19 protein-coding genes and 1 tRNA gene are annotated in these 20,941 nt (G+C 53.4%); 15 read left to right on the top strand and 5 right to left on the bottom strand.

The genetic code is table 11. From position 1 onward, the window contains the following. Positions 1 to 126: 126 nt before the first annotated feature. The 13 genes from MTP37_RS10025 (at position 127) to MTP37_RS09965 (ending at position 13,966) form a co-directional block, all read left to right on the top strand. The gene (locus MTP37_RS10025; protein ID WP_015537775.1) at positions 127 to 828 is read left to right on the top strand and encodes an iron-sulfur cluster assembly scaffold protein; all 702 of its coding nucleotides are present in this window, start codon (positions 127 to 129) and stop codon (positions 826 to 828) included. Between the two features lie 18 nt (positions 829 to 846). Continuing rightward, on the top strand, positions 847 to 1,845 hold the full coding sequence (locus tag MTP37_RS10020; protein WP_005935035.1) for a GGGtGRT protein: 999 nt from the start codon (positions 847 to 849) through the stop codon (positions 1,843 to 1,845). A 110-nt stretch (positions 1,846 to 1,955) separates the two neighbouring features. Beyond that, positions 1,956 to 3,872: a flavocytochrome c gene (locus MTP37_RS10015; RefSeq protein ID WP_249237152.1), complete on the top strand. Its 1,917-nt coding sequence runs from the start codon at positions 1,956 to 1,958 to the stop codon at positions 3,870 to 3,872. Positions 3,873 to 3,925: 53 nt separating this feature from the next. Beyond that, entirely contained in the window at positions 3,926 to 4,267 is a 342-nt protein-coding gene (locus MTP37_RS10010; protein WP_249237151.1) for a NusG domain II-containing protein, read from the top strand. Between the two features lie 282 nt (positions 4,268 to 4,549). Next, positions 4,550 to 6,325: an HlyD family efflux transporter periplasmic adaptor subunit gene (locus MTP37_RS10005; RefSeq protein WP_249237150.1), complete on the top strand. Its 1,776-nt coding sequence runs from the start codon at positions 4,550 to 4,552 to the stop codon at positions 6,323 to 6,325. A 14-nt stretch (positions 6,326 to 6,339) separates the two neighbouring features. Continuing rightward, complete coding sequence (locus tag MTP37_RS10000) at positions 6,340 to 7,080, top strand: ABC transporter ATP-binding protein (protein ID WP_249237149.1); 741 nt, start codon at positions 6,340 to 6,342, stop codon at positions 7,078 to 7,080. After that, entirely contained in the window at positions 7,077 to 8,282 is a 1,206-nt protein-coding gene (locus tag MTP37_RS09995) for an ABC transporter permease (RefSeq protein ID WP_249237148.1), read from the top strand. Before MTP37_RS10000 ends, MTP37_RS09995 begins: the two co-directional genes overlap by 4 nt. Positions 8,283 to 8,439: 157 nt before the next feature. After that, positions 8,440 to 10,542 carry an S-layer homology domain-containing protein gene (locus MTP37_RS09990; RefSeq protein ID WP_249237147.1) on the top strand — a complete coding sequence of 701 codons (2,103 nt, stop codon included), beginning with the start codon at positions 8,440 to 8,442 and terminating at the stop codon, positions 10,540 to 10,542. Continuing rightward, on the top strand, positions 10,542 to 11,321 hold the full coding sequence (locus MTP37_RS09985; RefSeq protein WP_249237146.1) for a ComF family protein: 780 nt from the start codon (positions 10,542 to 10,544) through the stop codon (positions 11,319 to 11,321). Before MTP37_RS09990 ends, MTP37_RS09985 begins: the two co-directional genes overlap by 1 nt. Positions 11,322 to 11,404: 83 nt before the next feature. Then, positions 11,405 to 11,482, top strand: a tRNA-Pro gene (locus tag MTP37_RS09980). A 152-nt stretch (positions 11,483 to 11,634) separates the two neighbouring features. Next, entirely contained in the window at positions 11,635 to 11,886 is a 252-nt protein-coding gene (locus MTP37_RS09975) for a DUF6061 family protein (protein ID WP_249237145.1), read from the top strand. Positions 11,887 to 12,055: 169 nt separating this feature from the next. Continuing rightward, positions 12,056 to 12,784 carry a DUF5986 family protein gene (locus tag MTP37_RS09970; protein WP_249237144.1) on the top strand — a complete coding sequence of 243 codons (729 nt, stop codon included), beginning with the start codon at positions 12,056 to 12,058 and terminating at the stop codon, positions 12,782 to 12,784. A gap of 3 nt (positions 12,785 to 12,787) precedes the next feature. Continuing rightward, on the top strand, positions 12,788 to 13,966 hold the full coding sequence (locus MTP37_RS09965; RefSeq protein ID WP_249237143.1) for a helix-turn-helix domain-containing protein: 1,179 nt from the start codon (positions 12,788 to 12,790) through the stop codon (positions 13,964 to 13,966). Here MTP37_RS09965 and MTP37_RS09960 read toward each other — a convergent pair. The 4 genes from MTP37_RS09960 to MTP37_RS09945 form a co-directional block, all read right to left on the bottom strand. Next, positions 13,953 to 14,255: a transposase gene (locus MTP37_RS09960; protein ID WP_249237142.1), complete on the bottom strand. Its 303-nt coding sequence runs from the start codon at positions 14,253 to 14,255 to the stop codon at positions 13,953 to 13,955. The two genes, MTP37_RS09965 and MTP37_RS09960, sit on opposite strands and share 14 nt — an antisense overlap. A gap of 138 nt (positions 14,256 to 14,393) precedes the next feature. Continuing rightward, entirely contained in the window at positions 14,394 to 15,329 is a 936-nt protein-coding gene (locus tag MTP37_RS09955) for a ParB N-terminal domain-containing protein (RefSeq protein ID WP_249237141.1), read from the bottom strand. A 12-nt stretch (positions 15,330 to 15,341) separates the two neighbouring features. Next, the gene (locus tag MTP37_RS09950) at positions 15,342 to 16,877 is read right to left on the bottom strand and encodes a relaxase/mobilization nuclease domain-containing protein (RefSeq protein ID WP_249237140.1); all 1,536 of its coding nucleotides are present in this window, start codon (positions 16,875 to 16,877) and stop codon (positions 15,342 to 15,344) included. Beyond that, on the bottom strand, positions 16,849 to 17,283 hold the full coding sequence (locus tag MTP37_RS09945; protein WP_249237139.1) for a plasmid mobilization protein: 435 nt from the start codon (positions 17,281 to 17,283) through the stop codon (positions 16,849 to 16,851). Before MTP37_RS09945 ends, MTP37_RS09950 begins: the two co-directional genes overlap by 29 nt. A 906-nt stretch (positions 17,284 to 18,189) precedes the next feature. Between MTP37_RS09945 and MTP37_RS09940 the strand changes: the two genes are divergently transcribed. Beyond that, complete coding sequence (locus MTP37_RS09940; RefSeq protein ID WP_249237138.1) at positions 18,190 to 19,692, top strand: class I SAM-dependent DNA methyltransferase; 1,503 nt, start codon at positions 18,190 to 18,192, stop codon at positions 19,690 to 19,692. Further along, complete coding sequence (locus MTP37_RS09935) at positions 19,682 to 20,230, top strand: restriction endonuclease subunit S (protein ID WP_249237137.1); 549 nt, start codon at positions 19,682 to 19,684, stop codon at positions 20,228 to 20,230. The genes MTP37_RS09940 and MTP37_RS09935 overlap by 11 nt, the downstream gene beginning before the upstream one ends. On the opposite strand, the gene MTP37_RS09930 is transcribed toward MTP37_RS09935, so the two are convergent. After that, positions 20,227 to 20,841 (bottom strand): restriction endonuclease subunit S domain-containing protein, encoded by a 615-nt coding sequence (locus tag MTP37_RS09930; protein ID WP_249237136.1) that lies wholly within the window; start codon positions 20,839 to 20,841, stop codon positions 20,227 to 20,229. The two genes, MTP37_RS09935 and MTP37_RS09930, sit on opposite strands and share 4 nt — an antisense overlap. Positions 20,842 to 20,941 lie beyond the last annotated feature (100 nt).

The raw sequence follows: 20,941 nt of genomic DNA, 5'->3' as shown, positions 1-20,941 counted from the left end.
GCAGGCGCTGAAAGAGAGCAGCGTGCCCGGTTCGGATGCAAGCAGTACAGAGCAGCGGCTGTGCCGGCAGGGCGCGGCGGCGGTTTTGTGCTGCAAAGCGACATTTGTCAAAAGGAGAGTATGATTATGACCTATTCGCAGCAAGTACAGAATATGTGCCCGATCACCAAAGGTCCTAAGCATGGTCCGGCTCCCATCCCCGAAGAGGGCGCATGGGTCAAGGCCTATGAGATTAAGGACATCAGCGGCTACACCCACGGTGTGGGCTGGTGTGCACCTCAGCAGGGTACCTGCAAACTGTCTCTGAACATCAAGAACGGCGTCATCGAAGAGGCTCTGGTGGAGACCATCGGCTGCTCCGGCATGACCCACTCTGCTGCTATGGCAGGCGAGATCCTGCCCGGCAAGACCATTCTGGAAGCTCTGAACACCGACCTGGTGTGCGACGCCATCAACGTGGCAATGCGTGAGCTGTTCCTGCAGATCGTCTACGGCCGCAGCCAGACCGCTTTCTCTGAGGACGGTCTGCCCATCGGCGCAGGTCTGGACGACCTGGGCAAGGGCCTGCGCTCCATGACCGGCACCATCTTCTCCACCAAGGAGAAGGGCGTCCGTTATCTGGAGCTGACCGAGGGCTACATCAACAAGCTGGCTGTGGACGCTAACGATGAGGTCATCGGCTATCAGTTCGTCAAGCTGGGCAAGATGATGGAGGATATCCGTCACGGCAAGACCCCCAACGAGGCTTACGAGAAGAACGTGGGTACTTACGGCCGCTTCAGCAAGGAGCAGGGCGCTGTGAAGTACATCGACCCGCGTGAGGAATAAGAGAGGAGGAACAACTCAATGGCAACTTTTGAATCTATGGATCGCCGTATGCCGAAAATCGAGGCATGCCTGAAGGCTAACGGCCTGGAGTCTCTGGACGCTTGCAACGAGATGCTCCTCGCTAAGGGCATCGACTGCGACAAGATCGTGCGCGGCGTTCAGCCCATCTGCTTTGATAACGCTGTCTGGGCATATACCCTGGGCACCGCTATTGCCGTCAAGCGCGGCCTGACCGATGCTGCCGAGTGCGCTGCTGCCATCGGCGAAGGTCTGGAAGCTTTCACCATCCCCGGTTCTGTCGCTGAGCAGCGTCAGGTCGGTCTGGGCCACGGCAATCTGGGCGCTCGTCTGCTGAGCGAGGACACCACCTGCTTCGCTTTCCTGGCAGGCCACGAGTCCTTTGCCGCTGCTGAGGGTGCTATCGGCATCGCCCGCACCGCAAACAAGGTTCGCAAGACCCCCCTGCGCGTCATCCTGAACGGCCTGGGCAAGGATGCAGCTTACATCATTTCCCGTATCAACGGCTTCACCTATGTTCAGACTGAGTACGATATCCCCACTCAGACCCTGACCGTCGTCAAGGAGATCCCCTTCTCCGAGGGCGAGCGTGCTGCCGTCAAGTGCTACGGTGCAAACGACGTTATGGAAGGCGTTGCCATCATGAAGAAGGAGGACGTTCAGTGCTCCATCACCGGCAACTCCACCAACCCCGTCCGCTTCCAGCATCTGGTTGCCGGCACCTACAAGAAGTGGGCCATCGAGAACGGCAAGAAGTACTTCTCTGTCGCTTCCGGCGGCGGCACGGGCCGTACCCTGCATCCCGATAACGTGGCTGCAGGCCCCGCAAGCTACGGCCTGACCGACTCTCTGGGTCGTGTGCACGGCGATGCTCAGTTTGCAGGTTCTTCTTCTGTGCCTGCACACGTTGAGATGATGGGCCTGATCGGCATGGGCAACAACCCGATGGTTGGTGCTACCGTTGCATGCGCTGTTGCTGCAGCTCAGGCTAACGCCTAAGTCTTTCCCAAGTTTCAGCGAGGGGAAACTGCTTTCCGAATGAGCAGTTTCCCCTTTTTTGCTGATAGATGTCCGAACACAAGCAACCCGAATATGAGAAGGAAGAAACAATGAAAAAGAATCAGATCCGCAAGAGCGTGGCTGCGCTGGCCATGGCGGCTGTTGTGGGCGTCAGCCTGCTGGGCTACGGCTGCGGCAGCAAGTCCGCTTCCACCGCAGGCGGCGTGTCCGGCGATTTCGTCGGCACAGCCAAGGGCATGGGCGGCGACGTTACCGTTACCCTGACGCTGGAAGACGGCAAGATCACCGGCTGCACCGCTGAGGGCAAGGATGAGACCCCCGGCATCGGTACGCTGGCACTGGAGCAGCTGCCCGCTCAGATCGCTGAGACCGGCAGCATCGCCGTGGACGGCGTGTCCACCGCGACCATCACCTCCAACGCCATCAAGGAGGCAGCAGCCGCTGCCCTGACTGCCGCCGGCCTGAACGCTGACGACTATAAGATCGAGGTCAAGGCCGACGAGACCAAGGCCGAGGATTCCACCATTGACGCTGACGTTGTCATCGTGGGTGCAGGCGGCGCAGGCATGACCGCTGCCATCACCGCTGCTGCCGAGGGCAAGAGCGTTGTGATCGTGGAGAGCCAGCCCATGGTGGGCGGCAACTCTGTGCGCGCTACCGGCGGCATGAACGCCGGCAAGACCGTGTATCAGGATGAGAACGAGTTCGGCGAGTCTGCCGGTGTCGAAAAGACCCTGAAGACCGCTGCTGAAAAGTACGCTGACAACGAGACCATCACCGCTCTGGCAAAGACTGTCTCTGAGCAGTGGGCAGAGTACCAGAAGAACCCCACCGGCTACTTCGACTCTGTTGAGCTGATGGAGCTGGATACCATGATCGGCGGCAAGGGCATCAACGACCCCGCTCTGGTGGAGACCCTGTGCTCCAACTCTGCTGATGCCATCGATTGGCTGGACGAGCACGGCATCACCCTGCACAGCGTTTCCAGCTTTGGCGGTGCATCCGTCAAGCGCATCCATCGCCCTGTGGACGCAGAGGGCAAGACCGTTTCTGTCGGTTCCTACATGATCCCCCTGCTGGAGGAGAACTGTGAGAAGGCTGGCGTTCAGATCCTGCTGAACACCACCGCCAACGAGATCCTGACCGATGCCAACGGCGCAGCTGTGGGCATCAAGGCCACCGGTTCTACCGGCGAGACCGTCACTGTGAACGCCAAGGCTGTGGTGCTGACCACCGGCGGCTTCGGCGCAAATCTGGACATGGTTGTCGAGTACAAGCCTGAGCTGAAGGGCTTCATGACCACCAATGCTGCCGGCGCTCAGGGCCAGGGCATTGAGATGGCCACCGCCATCGGTGCCGGCACTGTGGATATGGACCAGATCCAGATCCACCCCACCGTTGAGGCCAACACCGCTGCCCTGATCACCGAGGGTCTGCGCGGCGACGGCGCTGTGCTGATCAACGCCGAGGGCAAGCGCTTCATCGACGAAGTGGGCACCCGTGACGTGGTCTCTGCTGCAGAGATCGCTCAGACCGGCAGCTACAGCTGGCTGGTGGTCGATCAGGCCATGGTAGATGCTTCCAGCGTCATTCAGGGCTACATCAAGAAGGGCTATACCGTGACCGGCGAGACCTACGAGGAGCTGGGCAAGGCAATGGGCGTTGATGAGGCTGCGTTTGCCGAGACCATGAAGACCTGGAACGGCTATGTTGAGGCCAAGAACGACCCCGACTTTGGCCGCACCAGCTTTGCAAACAAGCTGGATACCGCTCCGTACTATGCCATCAAGGTCACCGCTGGCGTGCACCACACCATGGGCGGCCTGACCATCAACACCAACACTGAGGTGCTGAAGGCTGACGGTACCGTTATCCCCGGCCTGTTCGCAGCAGGTGAGGTGACTGGCGGCGTTCACGGCGCAAACCGTCTGGGCGGCAACGCTGTTGCAGACTTCACCGTGTTTGGCCGCATTGCAGGTAAGGCTGCCAGCGATTACGCTGCATGAGCAACCGCAAAACGGTTGAAACCGCTTCCGGTTCCAGAAAACGGAAGCCGTGGATGAAGAACCTGATCTTTGCACTGGTGGTCCTTGTGCTGGCGGCAGCGCTGTATTTCGGCGTGCGCGCAGCCCACAGCGGCAAAGGCGGTGGTCTGCAGGCGGTCGTCGATTTCGGCGATGGCATCACCGAGACCCTGCCGCTGGATACGGATCACGATTACCTGTATGATGTGGGCGATTATGTCGTGCATTTGCAGGTAAAAGACGGTGCAGTCGCATTTTTGGACAGTCAGTGCCCGGACCATGTGTGCGAGCAATTCGGCTGGCTGGACAAGGATGGCGCATGGGCTGCCTGCATCCCTGCCGGGGTGTATGTGGTCGTAGAGGACACCGCAGAATAAAGATCATGCTCAAAAAGGGGCAGTGCTTCGGGAGACCGGGGCGCTGCCTCTTTTGCTTTGTACAGGATGCAGGAGGAAAAAGGGTGTGAAAGTTCCATAAAAGTTTGGCGCAAAACCTCAAAACAAAATTTAGACGCTTGTGTATTGGGCGAAAATGCGATAAACTAACAATGTCACCCTTTTGTACAGTGCAGAAGGCGGAAAAGACAGAACGGGCAGAAATTACAGGGCGCCCTGCATAAGGCAGAGGGGCTCTGAAAGATACAGGAGGAAACAGCAAGCATGATCTTTAAAAAGAAGCAGGATGCTGCGGCACAGCAGGCGGCTGCCGGTGAGGCAAGACCCGCAGGAAAAGACAAAGTGGCTGCATTTTTTCGCAAAAACTGGAAGTGGATGGTGCCGGTGGTGTGTGTGGCCGTGCTGGGCGGATGGTTCATCCTGCGTCCGGACAGGGCACAGGACGCCAATGTGGATGTGAGTTATGTGCAGACCACGCCGGAAAAGCGGGATCTGTCCAACTCCCTCAGCGGCACCGGTACGCTGAACCCGGCCAATACATACAATGTCAAATCGCTGGTGGCAGGCAAGGTGCTCACCAGCACCATTGAGGAAGGCGACATTGTGGAGGAAGGCACTGTGCTGTACACGGTGGATGCCTCCGATGCTACCACCAAGGCCGAGCAGGCCTCCATCACCCTGCAGCAGGCACAGCGCAGCTACGATAAGACCGTGGACCGCCAGTATGTGCGTGCCGAGGTGGCAGGCGTTGTGGCTACATTGAAGGTGGCCAAGGGTGACGAAGTGACCAGCGGCCAGGAAGTGGCTGTCATCCGCGACAGCTCCAAGATGGTGCTGCAGCTGGAGTTCCCTGCGGCAGACGCCGCCGCATTCTCGGTGGGCCAGAGCGCTGAGGTGACGCTGGACGGCACCTTTGAGACCCTGACCGGGACCGTGACCGCTGTGACCGGCACGGATACGCTGAGCACCGGCAACCTGCTCACCCGCACCGTGACCATCACTGTGCGCAATGCAGGCGGCTTGACCACGGCTCAGGCGGCAACGGCTACCATCAACGGTGTCAGCTGTATTGCAGCCAAGTGCTTTGAATATCAGGCAGAGCGTACCCTGACCACCCTTGCAGCCGGTACGGTCACTGCCATCAATGTGCAGGAGGGCGGTGCCGTGAACAAGGACGACATCGTGCTGCAGATCAGCGGTGAGGACCTGACCGAAGCAATCCAGTCCGCTGCGGAGACCCTGCGCAGCGCAGAGCTGAACATGGATAACCTGCAGGAGGCCATGAACAACTACACCGTCACCTCGCCCATCAGCGGCACCATCATTGAGAAGAACGCCAAGGCCGGTGATGCACTGACCGCAGGTGCAGACCTGTGCACCATCTACGACCTGAGCTATCTGGTCATGGTCATCAATGTGGATGAGCTGCAGGTCAGCGATGTTTCGGTGGGCCAGAGCGTGCAGGTGACGGCAGATGCAGTGCCGGATAAGACCTACACCGGCACCGTGACCCGCGTTTCCATGAAGGGCTCTTCCAACGGCGGCACCACCACCTACCCGGTCACGGTGCGCATCGATGAGACCGAGGGCCTGCGCCCCGGCATGAATGCCAACGCAGAAATCGTGATCGCGGAGGCCAAAAACGCTCTGGCAGTGCCCAATGCGGCCATCGTGCGCGGCGGCTATGTGCTGGTGACCAAGGATTCGCCCAGCGCCGCCAATGCAGACCCCGATATGACCGCACCGGAAGGCTATGTGTACGTTCCGGTCAAGATCGGCGTGAGTGACGACGACTATACCCAGATCATCAGTGGTGTCACCGGCAACGACACCGTGGCCTATGACCCCAGCTCTGTGAGCACCGATTACTATTACGATGACGGCGGCTATGGTGATGCCATGGACAAAACTGCAGCTGACACAGAGAACGACACGGACACTGCAGACGGCAGCACAGCAGAGGAGCCGATGGAAGAATCTGCCGATGCGGGTGACACTGCAGACCCGGCAGATGCAAACGGCGTGATCATCACAGGCTGATACAGGAGGAATGCATGAGCGCTCTGATCGAGTTTGATGAGGTGTGCAAGTATTACCAGATGGGCGATACCACGGTAAAAGCAGCAGACCACATCACCATGAAAATCGAAAAAGGCGAGTTCGTAGCCATCGTCGGCCAGTCCGGTTCCGGCAAGTCCACCTGTATGAACATCATCGGCTGTCTGGACGTGCCGACCCATGGCACTTACCGGCTCAACGGCAGGGATGTGGGCAAGATGAGCCGCAACGAGCTGGCTGCGATCCGCAACGAAATGCTGGGCTTTATCTTCCAGCAGTATAATCTTTTGCCAAGGCTCAACCTGATGGAGAACGTAGAGGTGCCGCTGGTGTATGCGGGCATCGGCCGCACCGAGCGCCACGCCCGGGCCAAAGAGGTGCTGGAGCAGGTGGGCCTGGGTGATAAGCTCAGGAACCGCCCCAACCAGCTTTCCGGCGGCCAGCAGCAGCGTGTTTCCATTGCCCGGGCACTGGTGCGGAACCCGGCGGTCATTCTGGCCGACGAGCCTACCGGCGCACTGGACAGCCACACCGGCCGCGAAGTGCTGGGGATGCTGCAGCAGATGCACGATGAGGGCCACACCGTGGTGCTCATCACCCATGACAATTCCATTGCGGTGCAGGCAGACCGCATCATCCGTCTGGAAGACGGGCGGGTGGTCTACGATGGCGACTCCCATGCGCCGGAGGCCATCGTGCAGCCCACACTGCTGCCGGATGAGGAGGAAAAAGCATGATCATTGAGACCTTCCGTCAGGCCATCCAGAACGTGTGGAGCAATAAGCTGCGCACCTTCCTTACCATGCTGGGTATCATCATCGGTGTCATGGCAGTCATCGTTATCGTGGGTCTGGGCAACGGCATGACCAAGAGCATGCGCGACAGCTTTTCGGCACTGGGCACCAACACCCTTTCGGTGCAGGTGTGGGGCAACGGCTCCCGTACCGTTCCGGTGGAGGAAATGTACAAGCTGCCCACAAAGTACCCGGAGCTGATCCAGTCCATCTCGCCGCAGATCGATTTCAGCGGCAGCGGTACGCTGAAGATCGGCACCAACAGCTACCGCTGGTCCACCATCAGCGGCGTGGACGAGAGCTATTCCGCCATGAAGAACTACCAGATCGCGCAGGGACGCGGTCTGCAGTACATGGACATCAAGGACAACAAGCAGGTGTGCATCATCGGCGATTATCTGAACCGTGTGGCCTTTGGCGGCAACGGCCTGGGCCAGACGCTCAAGATCGGAGCCAACAAGTTCCGCATCGTGGGTGTGCTGGCGGCAAAGGTGAGCGACCCGGACATGCAGCAGGGCAGCGATGACGACTGCGTTTATCTGCCCTATACCACGGCCATGCGCCTGTCCAGCCAGAGTATGGTGAGCAACTATGCCGCGGTCATGGAGGATGAGAGCCGTGCCAACGAAGCAAAGTCTGCGGTGGAAAGCGAACTGCAGCATCAGCTTGGCTCGGATAACGGCTACTACGTCTACAGCGCCAGCGAGTGGCTGGAGGAAATGAACAAGATGATCAACATGGTCATCGTGATCCTGACCGGCATCGCCAGTATTTCGCTGCTGGTGGGCGGCATCGGCATCATGAACATCATGCTGGTGTCGGTGACTGAGCGCACCCGCGAGATCGGCATCCGCAAGGCACTGGGCGCCAAGGAGCGCACCATTCTGTCGCAGTTCGTGGTGGAAGCAGCCACCACCTCGGCGCTGGGCGGCGTACTGGGCATTGCACTGGGCTACATCGTATCCATGGTGGCGAACCGGCTGCTGCCCATGTTCACCAGCGGAACTACGGTCACGGTCAGTCCGTCCTTCAACTCCATCGCGGTGGCCTTCGGCATTTCGGTGGGCATCGGCGTGCTGTTCGGCTATCTGCCGGCAAAGCGTGCGGCCCGTCTCAATCCCATCGAGGCTCTGCGCTATGATTAAAAAGCCGTTTTCGTCCGCATGGCATACGCCGCATCGACCCGATGCGCCCTGCTTGCGAAAAACAGCTTTTAAGCTCCTCTCAGCCGGCTTTGCGCCGGACTGCTTACGGCGGCTGCTTCTGAGCGGCAGCCAAACATCAAGGAAGGGGAATACACCTATGAAAAAACGTCTTCTCGCATGTCTGCTTGCAGCATGCATGGCTGTGTCCATGCTGGTGCTGCCGGCATCGGCGGCCAGCCTGAACAACTCGGCAATCCAGACGGCCATCACGCTGGGCGCTATGGATACCAGCCAGACCGGCAGTCTGGATGCTGCCGTTACCCGTGGTGCATTTGCCAGGATGCTGGTCTCCTTTTCGGCCTACCGCGAAAGCGCAGCCCAGCAGGGCAACATCGGCACCCTGTATAAGGATGTGCCTGGCACCTCCCAGTGGGCACCTTATGTGCGCATTGCAGTGCAGCAGGGCTGGATGAACGGCTACACCGACGGCACCTTCCGTCCGGACAACGCAGTTACGCTGGAAGAGGCCTGCACGGCAGCACTCAAGCTGCTGGGCTATAAAATGACCGAACTGAATGGCGTGTTCCCGATGGCGCAGCTGACCAAAGCACAGGAATTGGGTCTGCGCAACCAGCTGAACCGCAATCAGGGCGAGACCATGAACTACGAGGACTGTGCTCTGCTGCTGTATAACACCCTCACGGCAAACACAGCCGCCGGCGGCGCCTATGGCACCAGCCTGGGCTTTACAGTGGCGAACGGTCAGGTGGACACCTCTACCGTGATGCTCAAGAGCCTGAAGGGCCCCTTTGTGGCAGCGGAAGGCACCCAGCTGCCGTTTGCACCGGTCAGTGTTTACCGCAACGATAAGGTCTCGGCTTCTGCCGAGCTGAACCGTTACGATGTGTATTATTACAGCGAAAGTCTGCAGACTGTATGGATCTACACCCGCAAAGCAGCAGGCCGTATCACAGCCGTTTCGCCCAGCGCCAGCGCACCCACAGCCGTTACTGTGGCAGGCGTCAGCTATCAGCTGGGCAGCACGGCAGTTGCCTCCAAGGTATCCAGCCTGAACGGCGGCGGTGTGGGCGAAGTGGTCACCCTGCTGCTGGGCATGAACAACGAAGCAGCAGACGTGATCACCGGTGCAGAAGCCGATGAGGTGTTCTACGGCGTGGTACAGGGCGCAGCCCGCAGCCTTGTGGAAGACAACGGCGCGGATGTGCTGCAGCGCGTGTCGGTCATGTGCACTGATGGCGTTCAGCGCACTGTGAATGTGGACAAAAGCCTGAACTATCCCACGGGCTGGCTGGTGGAGATCCGCGTAACGCCGGAAGGCGAGTCCGTGAGCGGCATCGAGAACAAGGTCGTTACCGGCAAGGTCAGTGCGGATGCGGCAACGCTGGGCAAGTACACTCTGGCAGACGATGTGCAGATTCTGGATACGACTTCGGAGGGTGTGGCTGGGACGATTCGTCCCAGCCGCCTAGCGGGGACAGACCTGAATCTTCTGAATGTCCGCTACTATACGCTGAATGAGAAGGGCGAGATCGACCGTCTGATCCTGAACGATGTCACCGGCGACCTGTGGACCTATGGCGTGCTGGACGATATCAAAAATGTTTCGGTCAATTATTCCGAGCTGAAAACGCTGGCCACCATCCTTTCGACCGGTTCCAACACCAGCACGGATACGCAGGATAAGATCGTGGACGACCTGAAGGGTGTTCTGGTGCCCACCACCAGCGAGGTGCTGTGGGGCGTGATCAACGGCGACATCCTCTCCACCGTCTGGCAGAAGATCACGGCCAATACGGACAGCCTGCTCAGTCTGGGTCTGCGGCAGGTGGGCACCCTTGTAGGGGAACCCTATGCATCGATCTTCCGCTACATTGGCGGCGGTGCCACCTATGTGTGCTATGTCAATGGTTCGCAGGTGGCGTTCACCACCAACGTCAAATATCCGGTGCTGGTGGGCGGTGTTGCAGCCCGCAAGGAGACCACCGGCAGCGTAAAGACGATGGTCCAGCTGATGCCCATGAAGATCGATCAGGTGGGCGCAGCATCGGTCATGAGCAACGGGAACCGGTTTGAGATGGCGGACGATGCACAGGTCTACCTGTGGTATAAGGGCCAGTATTACGCGACCAAGCTGACCGAAGTGAACTCGGACGACTACTATCTTACCGGCTGGTACGATAACTTTGGCTGTGCTGCGGGCAAGCGTGTGCGTGTCATCGTAGCTGTCAAGAAGGACTGATGGATTACTACAGCGTTCCGCGCCGCCTGCTGCGCGGGGCAAGACAGCTGGTGTATCCACGCCGCTGCCCGTTCTGCGATCAGGTGCTGGGCAGTGTGCCCACATGCCCGGACTGCGCCGCAGAACTGGAAGAACTGCGCAGGAAGCCGGGCATGCGGCTGGATGCTTCCCAGCATTATCTGGGCAGGCTGGCCGGTGCGGCGGCGCCCTTCCGGTATGAGGGCTGTGTACGGCGGGGCGTTTTGCACACCAAATATCGTGCCGCACCGTGGGCAGCAGTGGAAATGGGCGTCTGGTTGGCAAAGCTGGCCTTTGGCAGTGAGGTGCGAATGTCGGGTGCAGAGCTGCTGCCGGAACTGGTGGAGGGCATGTCCCTTGGATATGACTGTATCGTTCCTGTGCCGGCATCCGGCACAGCCCGCGGCTACAATGTGCCGCAGCTCATGGCTTTGCCGCTGACACGGGCATTGGGTGTTCCACTGTACCCGGAGGCACTGGGCCGCACCCGTGCAAAACAGCATCAGGCTGGCCTGCCGTTTGAGCAGCGCATGGCCAATGTGGCGGGTGCGTTCCGCGTGACAGATCCGGACAGGATCGAAGGCCGGAAGGTGCTGCTGGTGGACGATGTGATCACCACCGGTGCTACGGCTGCGGCCTGTGCGCAGGCCCTGCTGGCGGCAGGTGCAGAAAGCGTGTTTGCAATTGCACTTGCCACCGTTGAATTTGAAGCGTTCCCCGCAAAAGATCAGCCGCTGCAGGAAAATGAACCGGATTTTTAAAAAAATCTGGCCGAAAAAGCTTGACAAAACACCCTGAATCAAGTATACTAATTGAGCTGTGAGCGATAACCGCTTACAGATATCCGGGTGTAGCGCAGTTTTGGTAGCGCGCTTGAATGGGGTTCAAGAGGCCGTGAGTTCGATTCTCGCCACTCGGACCAAACAAAAATAATCCGAACTTGTTTCCGATAGGAGATGGGTTCGGATTATTTGTTTTCTTCGGAAAGTTCAATGCAGGTGTCCGTGGAAGATAAAATCCGAAATCATAGATTGGCCGATATAAACCACAACATGATTTCAGGAGGATACGAACATGAAGTACGATGCAAGAGCTTGCCATTTCAACATGGACACCGGGTGCGTGGAACTGCTGCTCCGGGATGGAAGAAAAATTTCCATCAATTGCACCGGGGTCGAGGATGCGTTGAATGTGACCATGGCGCAGAGGTCGGAGTTAGACTATCTCATCTATAATGACCCGCTGGGCTATGCTGATTTGATTTTGAATGGTGACCCGGAGGAATATTTGAAGAATGTGACCGGGAGCTGTAGGTTGGAGGACTAACTGGTAGCTCAAATTATACAAAAGCGCAGTACTTTTTGGAAGGTGCTGCGCTTTTGTATTTGAATGAATAAAACGTCATTCGGTCACTTGACTTTTTACAAAATTTATGTAAAATGTGAAGTATAAGAAAATTCCACCGCTTATAATTTCATCTGTGAAGGAGGTTCACATGAAAAAAGCATTTTTTGAAGATTCCGCAATGGCAATGGCAAAACTGATTGTTGAAAGCATCTACCATGGCATGGAAGAAAATGAAGGTGTCTATGCCGATTTGATGTATTCTAACGGAAAAGGACAGCACGGCTGGGCACATATCTTTCAAAATGAACATGAACATTTAACAAAGGCAGGATATCGTGTGGTTTTGATGGTCTCTGGAAGCTGGAAGTATGCTGTGGCATATGATCCTCACAGCAAAACAGCCATTTTGATTCTTCGCCAAGAAAATTTCCGCAATAGACTTGTCAAATTGCAGAATGGTGAGATGCATTACGTTTTTTCGGGACTTCCGGCTAATCAAGATTTGAATGAAATGGTTCCCCAGTATGAGCAGATGTCACTGTTTGGACAAGATAAAACTGTGCAGCAAAAAGCCGAAAAGCCCTTCGATGAATTGGAGCAAGCAGTAGACGGTGAAGTCTTGAGATTTGGAATTTTAACGTACCGCTTGGATTTAGCTCAATTGATCAGAAGCTGTACATTGGAAATTTTGAATGCAAATGGTTGCATCGTTGATGAAATGAATTTGGATTCTGCAATTCCGATGAATTGGAAAGAAGCTGTTCCGGAAGATGAAATTACTAAGTTTAAGGAAGAAACTGGTAATGAGTATGGCGTTCAAATCGACAGTATTCCGGAATTCAAACCGCGGAAAAAATTTGTACGGAAAGATGGGTAAAAAATGGGTGCCATTGTTACATCCGAGTTTAATGGAATGCGGCTGACATTGGCTCGTGAAATCCAAAATATTTCCAGTCCTAAGCTAGCAGAAAAGATAGGGGTGACAAAGCAAACTGTCTCTCAGTATGAAAATGGTTTAATCAAACCAAGTGCCGATAAAGTATTAGCAATTTCGCAAGAATTGAAATTTCCACCGAAATTTTTCTTTGAAGGTAGCAGCGATAATTTTAGTCCCGGAGTTGCATATTGTAGAGCAACTACAACCACGACAAGAGCCGTAAAACTACGGCAAACAAACATTGATGTATTGAAATCATATATTTATGACTTTTTTGCAGAATATATTGAATATCCATCAACCGAACAATTGATTGATTGTATGAAATCTGTAGCAGAGTGTTCTGACATGGAACTAATCGCAAAAAAAATTCGGGAAAAATTGGACTTGTCGGATAGGCCCATTCGTAATATGAGTTATCTGTTACAAAATCTTGGAATTGTGGTAACTTCTTTCTCGGAAAACGTAGGGCATTTGGACGCAATCAGTCACATTCCGGTCCTTGCCAATAATGGAGAAAGCAAGAGGTTCTATTTCACAACATATAATACAGATAAAACAACACCTGCAAGATTGAACTTTACGTTGGCTCACGAACTAGGACACTGGATACTCGGTCATATTGTTTCAGATGTGAAATCGCAAGCAGATGCCGAGTATCGGAGCAATGAATCAGACGCAAATCAATTTGCATCTGCATTTTTGCTGCCAAAAGAAGCATTCTTGAAAGATCTTCAATATCCAACGGTTTTAAATGAATATTTAAGATTAAAAGAAAAATGGCATGTCTCAATTGCGATGATGATTCGTAGAGCATATATGTTGGAGGTACTATCTCCAAGTCAATATCAATATTTGTTTAGACAGCTTGGAAGTCGTGGATGGCGAACATTTGAACCGGGAGATATGGTTGAAGTTCCCACGGCATCTCTTTTTTCGGTGTCTGTAAAGATTCTGGATGACAATGGAATTATAGAAAAAGGAAATTTGCTGAAATATCTGAACGAAAACTGTTTTACGGCACAACAAAAAACATTTGAGGATTTGATGGGATTGAAACAGCATACGCTTGATCCGGCTATGTCGGGTTCTTTTAGTAGAGTTGAGTTCAAGCCAAACTAACAAATCTTTTTATACAGAAAAACAGGGTGCGCCCTGCGGACGCACCCTGCCAAAAGCCACAGACAACAGCGATATGTACAGCAGGGCGTTCCCCGTCGGGAACGCTCTGTTTTTCTTTGCTGGTGGTGTGATGAGCCTGCTCTGCCTGCCATGCGGCAAATTCTCTTTGGCCTTCCTCGCTGTTCCAGCAGGCAAGGATGGCCGGGTAGAATGCCCGTGCCAGACGGTCGATGACTTCATCGGGGTAAGGGGAAGTGTTTGTGGACTTTTTCTTTTTGTTCAAACGCACACTCCTTTGACTGTCCCACCGTGGCAAAGCCGGGCAAGAAAATCAAAGTTCCAATTTCATGTCAGGCGCAAGGGCGCGGATGCTTTCCGCCCTGTACTTGCGGCTGGTGGCTCATTGATGGCTTACAAGTGCCTGCCGTTATGCCGTTTTAGAGGATTCACTGCTGGATTCTGCAAGAACTTCGTCCAGCGTTTTCAAAAATTCAAGATGAGGTTTCAAGGCAAAGCGAAGAACTTTGACCTGTTCCGGATGCGTAAGAAGTTTCGGGTTCAAGTCGAACGTAACCTCCCAACTCTTTCGCATGAGAGATTCAGCATTGTGGAGCCGGTAGTACAGTTCGAGAAACTTTTGGGGAACATCATAGTTTTCATCAATGGTGTTGCTGGCGGCTTTCTCTGCCTGCTTCACCGTTACCTTGTTAGGCTTGACCTTCTTCGGCTTCGGCACATAATTCTTGATTTCCTCAAAAATTTCAGCCTGTTCTTCGGGCTTGGCCTTGCCGAGATTTTCGAGAAGATAATCGGGAATGTGCAGTTCCTCGCGGAAGAACCGATCACGGAAACCGGGAGACAGTTCATCCGCAACGTCAACGCCGTGGGCATAGTATTCTGCCCGGCGGACTGAACTTGCGCTGCTGTGATTTTCCTGTGCAATGCGCTCACAGGTTTTCATAGGCTTCTGGTTGTGTTCAGATTGAACACTGCCAGATTTCTTTGCAGTATGCTGATTGCCGCGAAATGCTTCGGTGCGCTTTTCAGAGGAATACTGCTTACCCATAAGGAACTTCTTCTGCTCCGGGGTCAGATTACGCCGCCCCAGCTGATTTTTGCAAATCCAAGCGAGAACTTCTTCCCGGCTTTCAAACGGGAGCGGCATGGTGGAGAAATAAATCTCTGGGTGCTTTTGGAGGATTGCATAACGATTGTGTCCGTCAACAAGTGTGTTGTTCCACACGATCAAAGGAGAAATCAGCTTGCCTTCCTTGAGGATATTTTCTTCAAGCTGCTTAAATTCATCATCGGTCAGAGGGGGAATCTGGGACTGGAACTCAGGGTCGATTTTCAGATTGATCATACGCACACTCCTTTATCTCTCCTGCTGCGCCGGTTCTTCCTCCCGGAAAAAGGACGCAACATTCTGCTTTGCGGTTTTCAGTTTGAGCAGTTCCTCTTTAGCTTCCTTGTACTGCTCGTAGAACTTTGCCTTTTCGGATGCCAGCTGCGCATACTCGGCTTCCAGCTTTTTCGGGCTGGGCAGCTTTGTGATGTTGTTTGCCTTGAAATAGGCTGCTGCCACCCGGTATGCTGTCAGCTCTGCACGGTGCTGCTCCTCAAAGGCTGTGGGTCGTTTGGCAGTCTTTAACTGCTGCGCGACATTCTTGGTGCTGGTGTAGGCTGCGATGTGATAGCGCAGCTCATTGTTGGCTTTCATGCGACCTTCGAGATCTTTCACCACCGCCAGCGAGTCGTGATACTTGGCTTCCAGTTCGGCGATGCGCTGGTTCAGGGCGTCCTCGTCGGTCAAGCCCTTTTCCTGCAGAAGCTTCACGGTCTGTGCCATAATTTTGAGATTGTGTTTCGTGAGCCAACGCTTATAGCCGATGCCCTTGTCCTCGGTCATCCTCGACTGGATGTCAATCAGTTTCCCGATGGTATCCTGCTTGAACTGCGCCTTGGGTTTGCGCTCGGTGTTTGCCTGCAACGTGGCAAGCACTGCTGCCTTATCGAACTTGTCACCGAGATGTTTCGCCCGGATAAACTTTGTTCTGCCAGAGGGCAGATAACTGAGCTGTCCACGGCTTTCCTTAACCGTGATGCTATACTGCTGCATGAGCCTATCGGAAAATTCTTCAAAACTCGTTGTGCGGTACAACACCGAAGAAATCTGTTTCCGCAAGATGTCCTTTACGGTTTCAAACTTCTTCTGCCGGGGATGCTGTCCGGTTGCGGTAAGGGATGCGTTCTCGCGGTCAAGTTTCAACTGGCCGCGCCTACGCGCCCAATACTCGGCTTCGCTCACACGCTCCTTCGAGCCGTTGAGCAGGTCGATCTGGTACAGTCCGGCACCCTCGCACAGTTCCATGACCTCGACACGCAAGTGCCGCATGGTCTGGGCTGTGCTGGAGTGCTTCATGCCCTCTAGCCAGTCGCGGGGCTTCTGCATATAGGGCTTACGCTCCACTTCTCGTGTTCGGATGCTGCCAATCACGATGTGGACATGGATATTTCCCGAATGGTTGTGCCCATCCGAGTGAGTGCAGACGATGGCGGGATGACCGGGAAAGTTTTCTTCGCAGAATTTCAGGCCAAGAGCCTGTGCCGTTTCCATGGTCAGGCCATTGTCGGCTGCATCGCGTGGGTCAAAGCTGATGATATACTGGTGGCTTTTGATATCACCATGCTGGGTGTTCTTGCCATACTTGCGGTTTGCCAGCAGGCAGGCCGTTGCAAACGAGAAATCGCCGCACTCAAGGGTATCGAGCAGGTACGAATCCCGCAGCTTCGGCTTGCCCTGTTCATCCAGAAGTTGCTTTCCAGTGAACGCATCATGCTGGTAAACGAGATACGCTTCGATGGCGGTATAGTCCGAGTTCTTAGAGCTGATATGCTTGAGCGTTGCCATACAGTTCACCCAGAACTTTCTCGGCGTGTAGCCGAAATGCGGTCAGGTCTGCAAGTTCGTCAAGGAGTTTCGCCCGGATCTGCTCGGTGTCTGCACCGCCGGAGTTGAAGTGCCTTGCAAGTTGGTTGAGGTTGGTGCCCACCTTGCTGCACTGGGCAAGCAGGGTGGAAACAGCAGTCAGGGTTTCTTCGCCGCCGCCTGCAACGATGACTGTTTTCTCGATCTTGACGTTGTGGATGGCACGGCGGATAAAAGTGGAGAGGGAGAGATTCAGGAGTTTGCAAGTGAGTTCCAGTGACGCTTTTTCCTCCGCTGTCACACGGAACTTGATGACGCGCGTTTTGTTGTTCGGCGTGTCGTGGCGCTGGGAATTGCTAGGAATCGGTTGAACATTCGTTTTGGTCATTGTACCTCCTGTCTGTTCGATAACTCCTCGGTGAAGTTATGTAAGCACGACACGCCGTTGCTGTTCGCACCGTCAGGTGCGAACGATGAGCAGGGTTTGGGGTGGGACCGCGTTTGCGAAGCGCAGCGGAGCAATGAAAGCCCCAGTGGGGCTTTTAAGCGGCAGCGCGGTCTGCGACAGCAGATGGAGGGGCGTTGCCCCGACAAGCGCTACCCCAACAAGATCGCTTCGTAAATGCAGACGCATTGCAGAAGTGAAGTCCCAGTGGAGCACAACATTTTCAAGAATTGAAAATTTGTGGCCACGGGACGGTTCTTGCCCTCTACAGCTGCGCTCAAAACGCTTCATCGGCAAATGTTTCCGAATTGTTAAGACGCAAAAAATAAATAAAAGGTCTCTGCTCATGTATGGGAGTCACCGTTTGCTCCGAACGAAGTTCCTGCCCCTGTTTGTGCAGCGGCGTTGACGAAAAGTCGGTATCACGTTCGGTCGGCTCATGAGATTTTCAAGGTACGTTTCCCATAAAGAAAAATACCGCCCAAGCAGCGCAGCGATGGATTTTGTCGGGTGAAACAGCGGCAAAATGAATCGGGTGTGTTGCGGGACGGTTAATCTTTCAGGGATGATCCACGGCGAGGCAGTGTTCAAAATGAACACGACCACATCTTGTGGATGGTTTCAAACCAATCCACAAAATCGGTGGAATTTGTGACAGAGAATATCATGGTTTGCAGGGTGCGTCAAGATGGTTTTGTGAAATTTATTGCGATAAAGTTGTGATAGTAGGACTTATCGGCCGGAAATTGAACCATCTTACAAAGAATTTGTGCGCACAAATTGGAAAATCAGCACATCTGTGCTATACTCAAAGCAGAATTTGTTGAGCTAAAACGGAGGTATTGAACCATGGCAGAGAAAAACACCGCCGACATTGGATTTGAAAAGCAGATTTGGAATGCTGCCTGCGTGCTTCGGGGCAATATGGATGCTTCAGAGTATAAGGGTGTCGTCCTTGGTCTTATTTTCTTGAAATATATTTCGGATCGTTTTGAAGATAAGTACAATCAGTTGGTTGCAGATGGTGATGGTTTTGAGGAAGATCGTGACGAGTACACATCGGAGGGAATCTTCTTTGTGCCTGCTGGTGCGCGTTGGAGCGATGTTTCTGCAAAGGCACATGACCCGGAAATCGGTCAGGTAATTGACGATGCAATGCGCGCTATCGAAAAAGAAAATGCGCGCCTAAAAGATATTCTGCCAAAGAATTTTGCGCGTCCGGAACTGGATAAACGTCGGTTGGGCGAAGTCGTTGACCTGTTTACGAACATCAAAATGATTGAACATGGCAGCGAAAAGGATATTCTGGGACGCACTTATGAATACTGCCTGTCTATGTTTGCAGAACAGGAAGGCAAGCGTGGCGGCGAGTTCTTTACGCCGTCCTGTGTTGTGCGGACGCTGGTAGAAGTGCTGCAACCGTTTAAGGGGCGTGTATATGACCCTTGCTGTGGCAGCGGTGGTATGTTTGTGCAGTCGGCAAAGTTTGTAGAAAACCACAGCGGCAACATCAACGATATTTCGATTTACGGTCAGGATTCTAACCCTACAACGTGGAAGCTGGCGCAGATGAACCTTGCCATCCGTGGAATCGAACCTGACCTCGGCAAGTATGCGGCTGACACTTTCCTTGACGACCAGCACCCCACCATGCGCGCAGATTATATCATGGCAAATCCGCCGTTCAACCTGTCCAACTGGGGCGCAGAGCAGCTCAAAGATGATGTGCGTTGGCAATATGGTATGCCGCCGGCTGGCAATGCCAACTTTGCATGGCTTCAGCACATGATTTATCACCTTGCGCCTGGCGGTCGGATGGGCATGGTTTTGGCAAATGGTTCCCTGTCCTCCCAGTCCGGCGGTGAGGGCGAGATTCGCAAGAACATTGTGAATGCTGATTTGGTGGACTGCATTATTGCCATGCCGACACAGTTGTTTTATACGACGCAGATTCCGGTTTCGCTCTGGTTTATCTCTAAACGCAAGAAACAAGCCGGTAAAACGCTGTTTATTGATGCCCGGAAGATGGGCGATATGGTGAGCCGCAAGCTGCGTGAACTGACCGATGAGGATATTAAAAAAATTGCCGATACCTATAATGCCTATGTTAATGGCACACTGGAAGATGTAAAAGGTTTCTGCGCAGTTGTTGATACAGAGAAAATTGCGGAGCAAGATTATATTTTAACACCGGGTCGTTATGTTGGCGTTGAGGAACAGGAAGATGATGGTGAACCTTTTGAAGAAAAAATGGTTCGGCTGACCTCAGAACTTTCAGATTTGTTCAAGCAGTCGCACAAGCTGGAAGCAGAAATCAAGGAGAAGCTGGGGGCGATTGGATATGAAATCTGAATGGACATATCGCCCACTTGGTGAGCTTGTATCTTTTGCATCAGGAGGAACACCGAGTAAAAAAAGAGATGATTATTGGGGCGGAACTATTCCTTGGATTAGTGCAAAGACATTGAAAACGGAGAATATCGACACATCTGATTTGTTTATAACAGAAGAAGGGCTAAAAGCTGGAAGCAAGATTGCGCCGAAGGGAAGCATCTTACTTCTTACACGAGGAAGCGGTCTTTTTAATGGAATACCAATTGCTAGAGTTGAAAAAGATGTGGCTTTCAATCAAGATATAAAGTGTCTGGATTCATATGGAGAAGTGGAAAACGAGTTTATATTTTATTGGTTGTTGTCGCAAAAAGATTATTTGATGGCAAAGGTTGGAGTTACAGGAATTGGAGCGGGAAAATTTGATTTAGATTTTTTACAAAAGCTAATGATTCCGATTCCGAGTGAGCAAGAAAGAAAAAGTATCGTTGGATTCGCAAGTAGCATCAGCGAAAAAATTAGATGTAATGCAAAGGTAAACGATAATTTAGTGGCTTAAAGCTGAATGTTGGAAACATCGATCTCACCGGACATGAGCTTTGGCAGAAGCGTATCTCTGAGACTTGCAAGTTTTTGATTTTCTTCTTGATTTGAAATAATAGTAGAAGCCATCGGGGCGATTATGGAATTAAATCGACTCAAGCTGCTATCATCAGGCAGAAGTAATTTCAGCATTTTCACTCGATCTCTGGGTAATTCTGTCTGCCCTGTACTGCCTGTGTGAAGCGATTCGATCTCTTTCTCGTGTAAAATTCCCCAAAGTCCGATATAGAAAATCAGTTCTTCTCGCGCTGGCCGGACAATAGTCACATGAGAATCAACAGTAAGGGCTTTAGGGGTGAACCAGACTTGTGCAACTCGCCCTAAAGTGCCATCACCAGTAGAATTAATCAATAGATCACCAAATTTGAGCCATTTTTCATTGATAGCTTTCGGTGTATGGGTTCGAGCAAGCGAAAGATCGATTGTATGATTACGAATACATTTTTGATTGACAACTGTTTGATCAGAATTATCAGAATATTTAGGTGCGATTCCACGCGTTATCAGTGTCGTGATATTTTCCAGTGTGGTATCTTCCCAATTTTCAGGAACAGTACCCCCGAACAAGCTAAAATCTACAAACCAAGACTTGAAAAGAGCAACTGCTTGCTGCTCTAAATTATCGTTTACTTAAATTTCAATAACTCCCACCAGTGGCGGGAGATTC

The organism is Faecalibacterium sp. HTF-F (assembly GCF_023347535.1).
Classification (GTDB): Bacteria; Bacillota; Clostridia; order Oscillospirales; family Ruminococcaceae; genus Faecalibacterium; species Faecalibacterium wellingii.
Note: the sequence above shows the minus strand (reverse complement) of the source record. Positions and strands in the feature narration are given on the sequence as shown.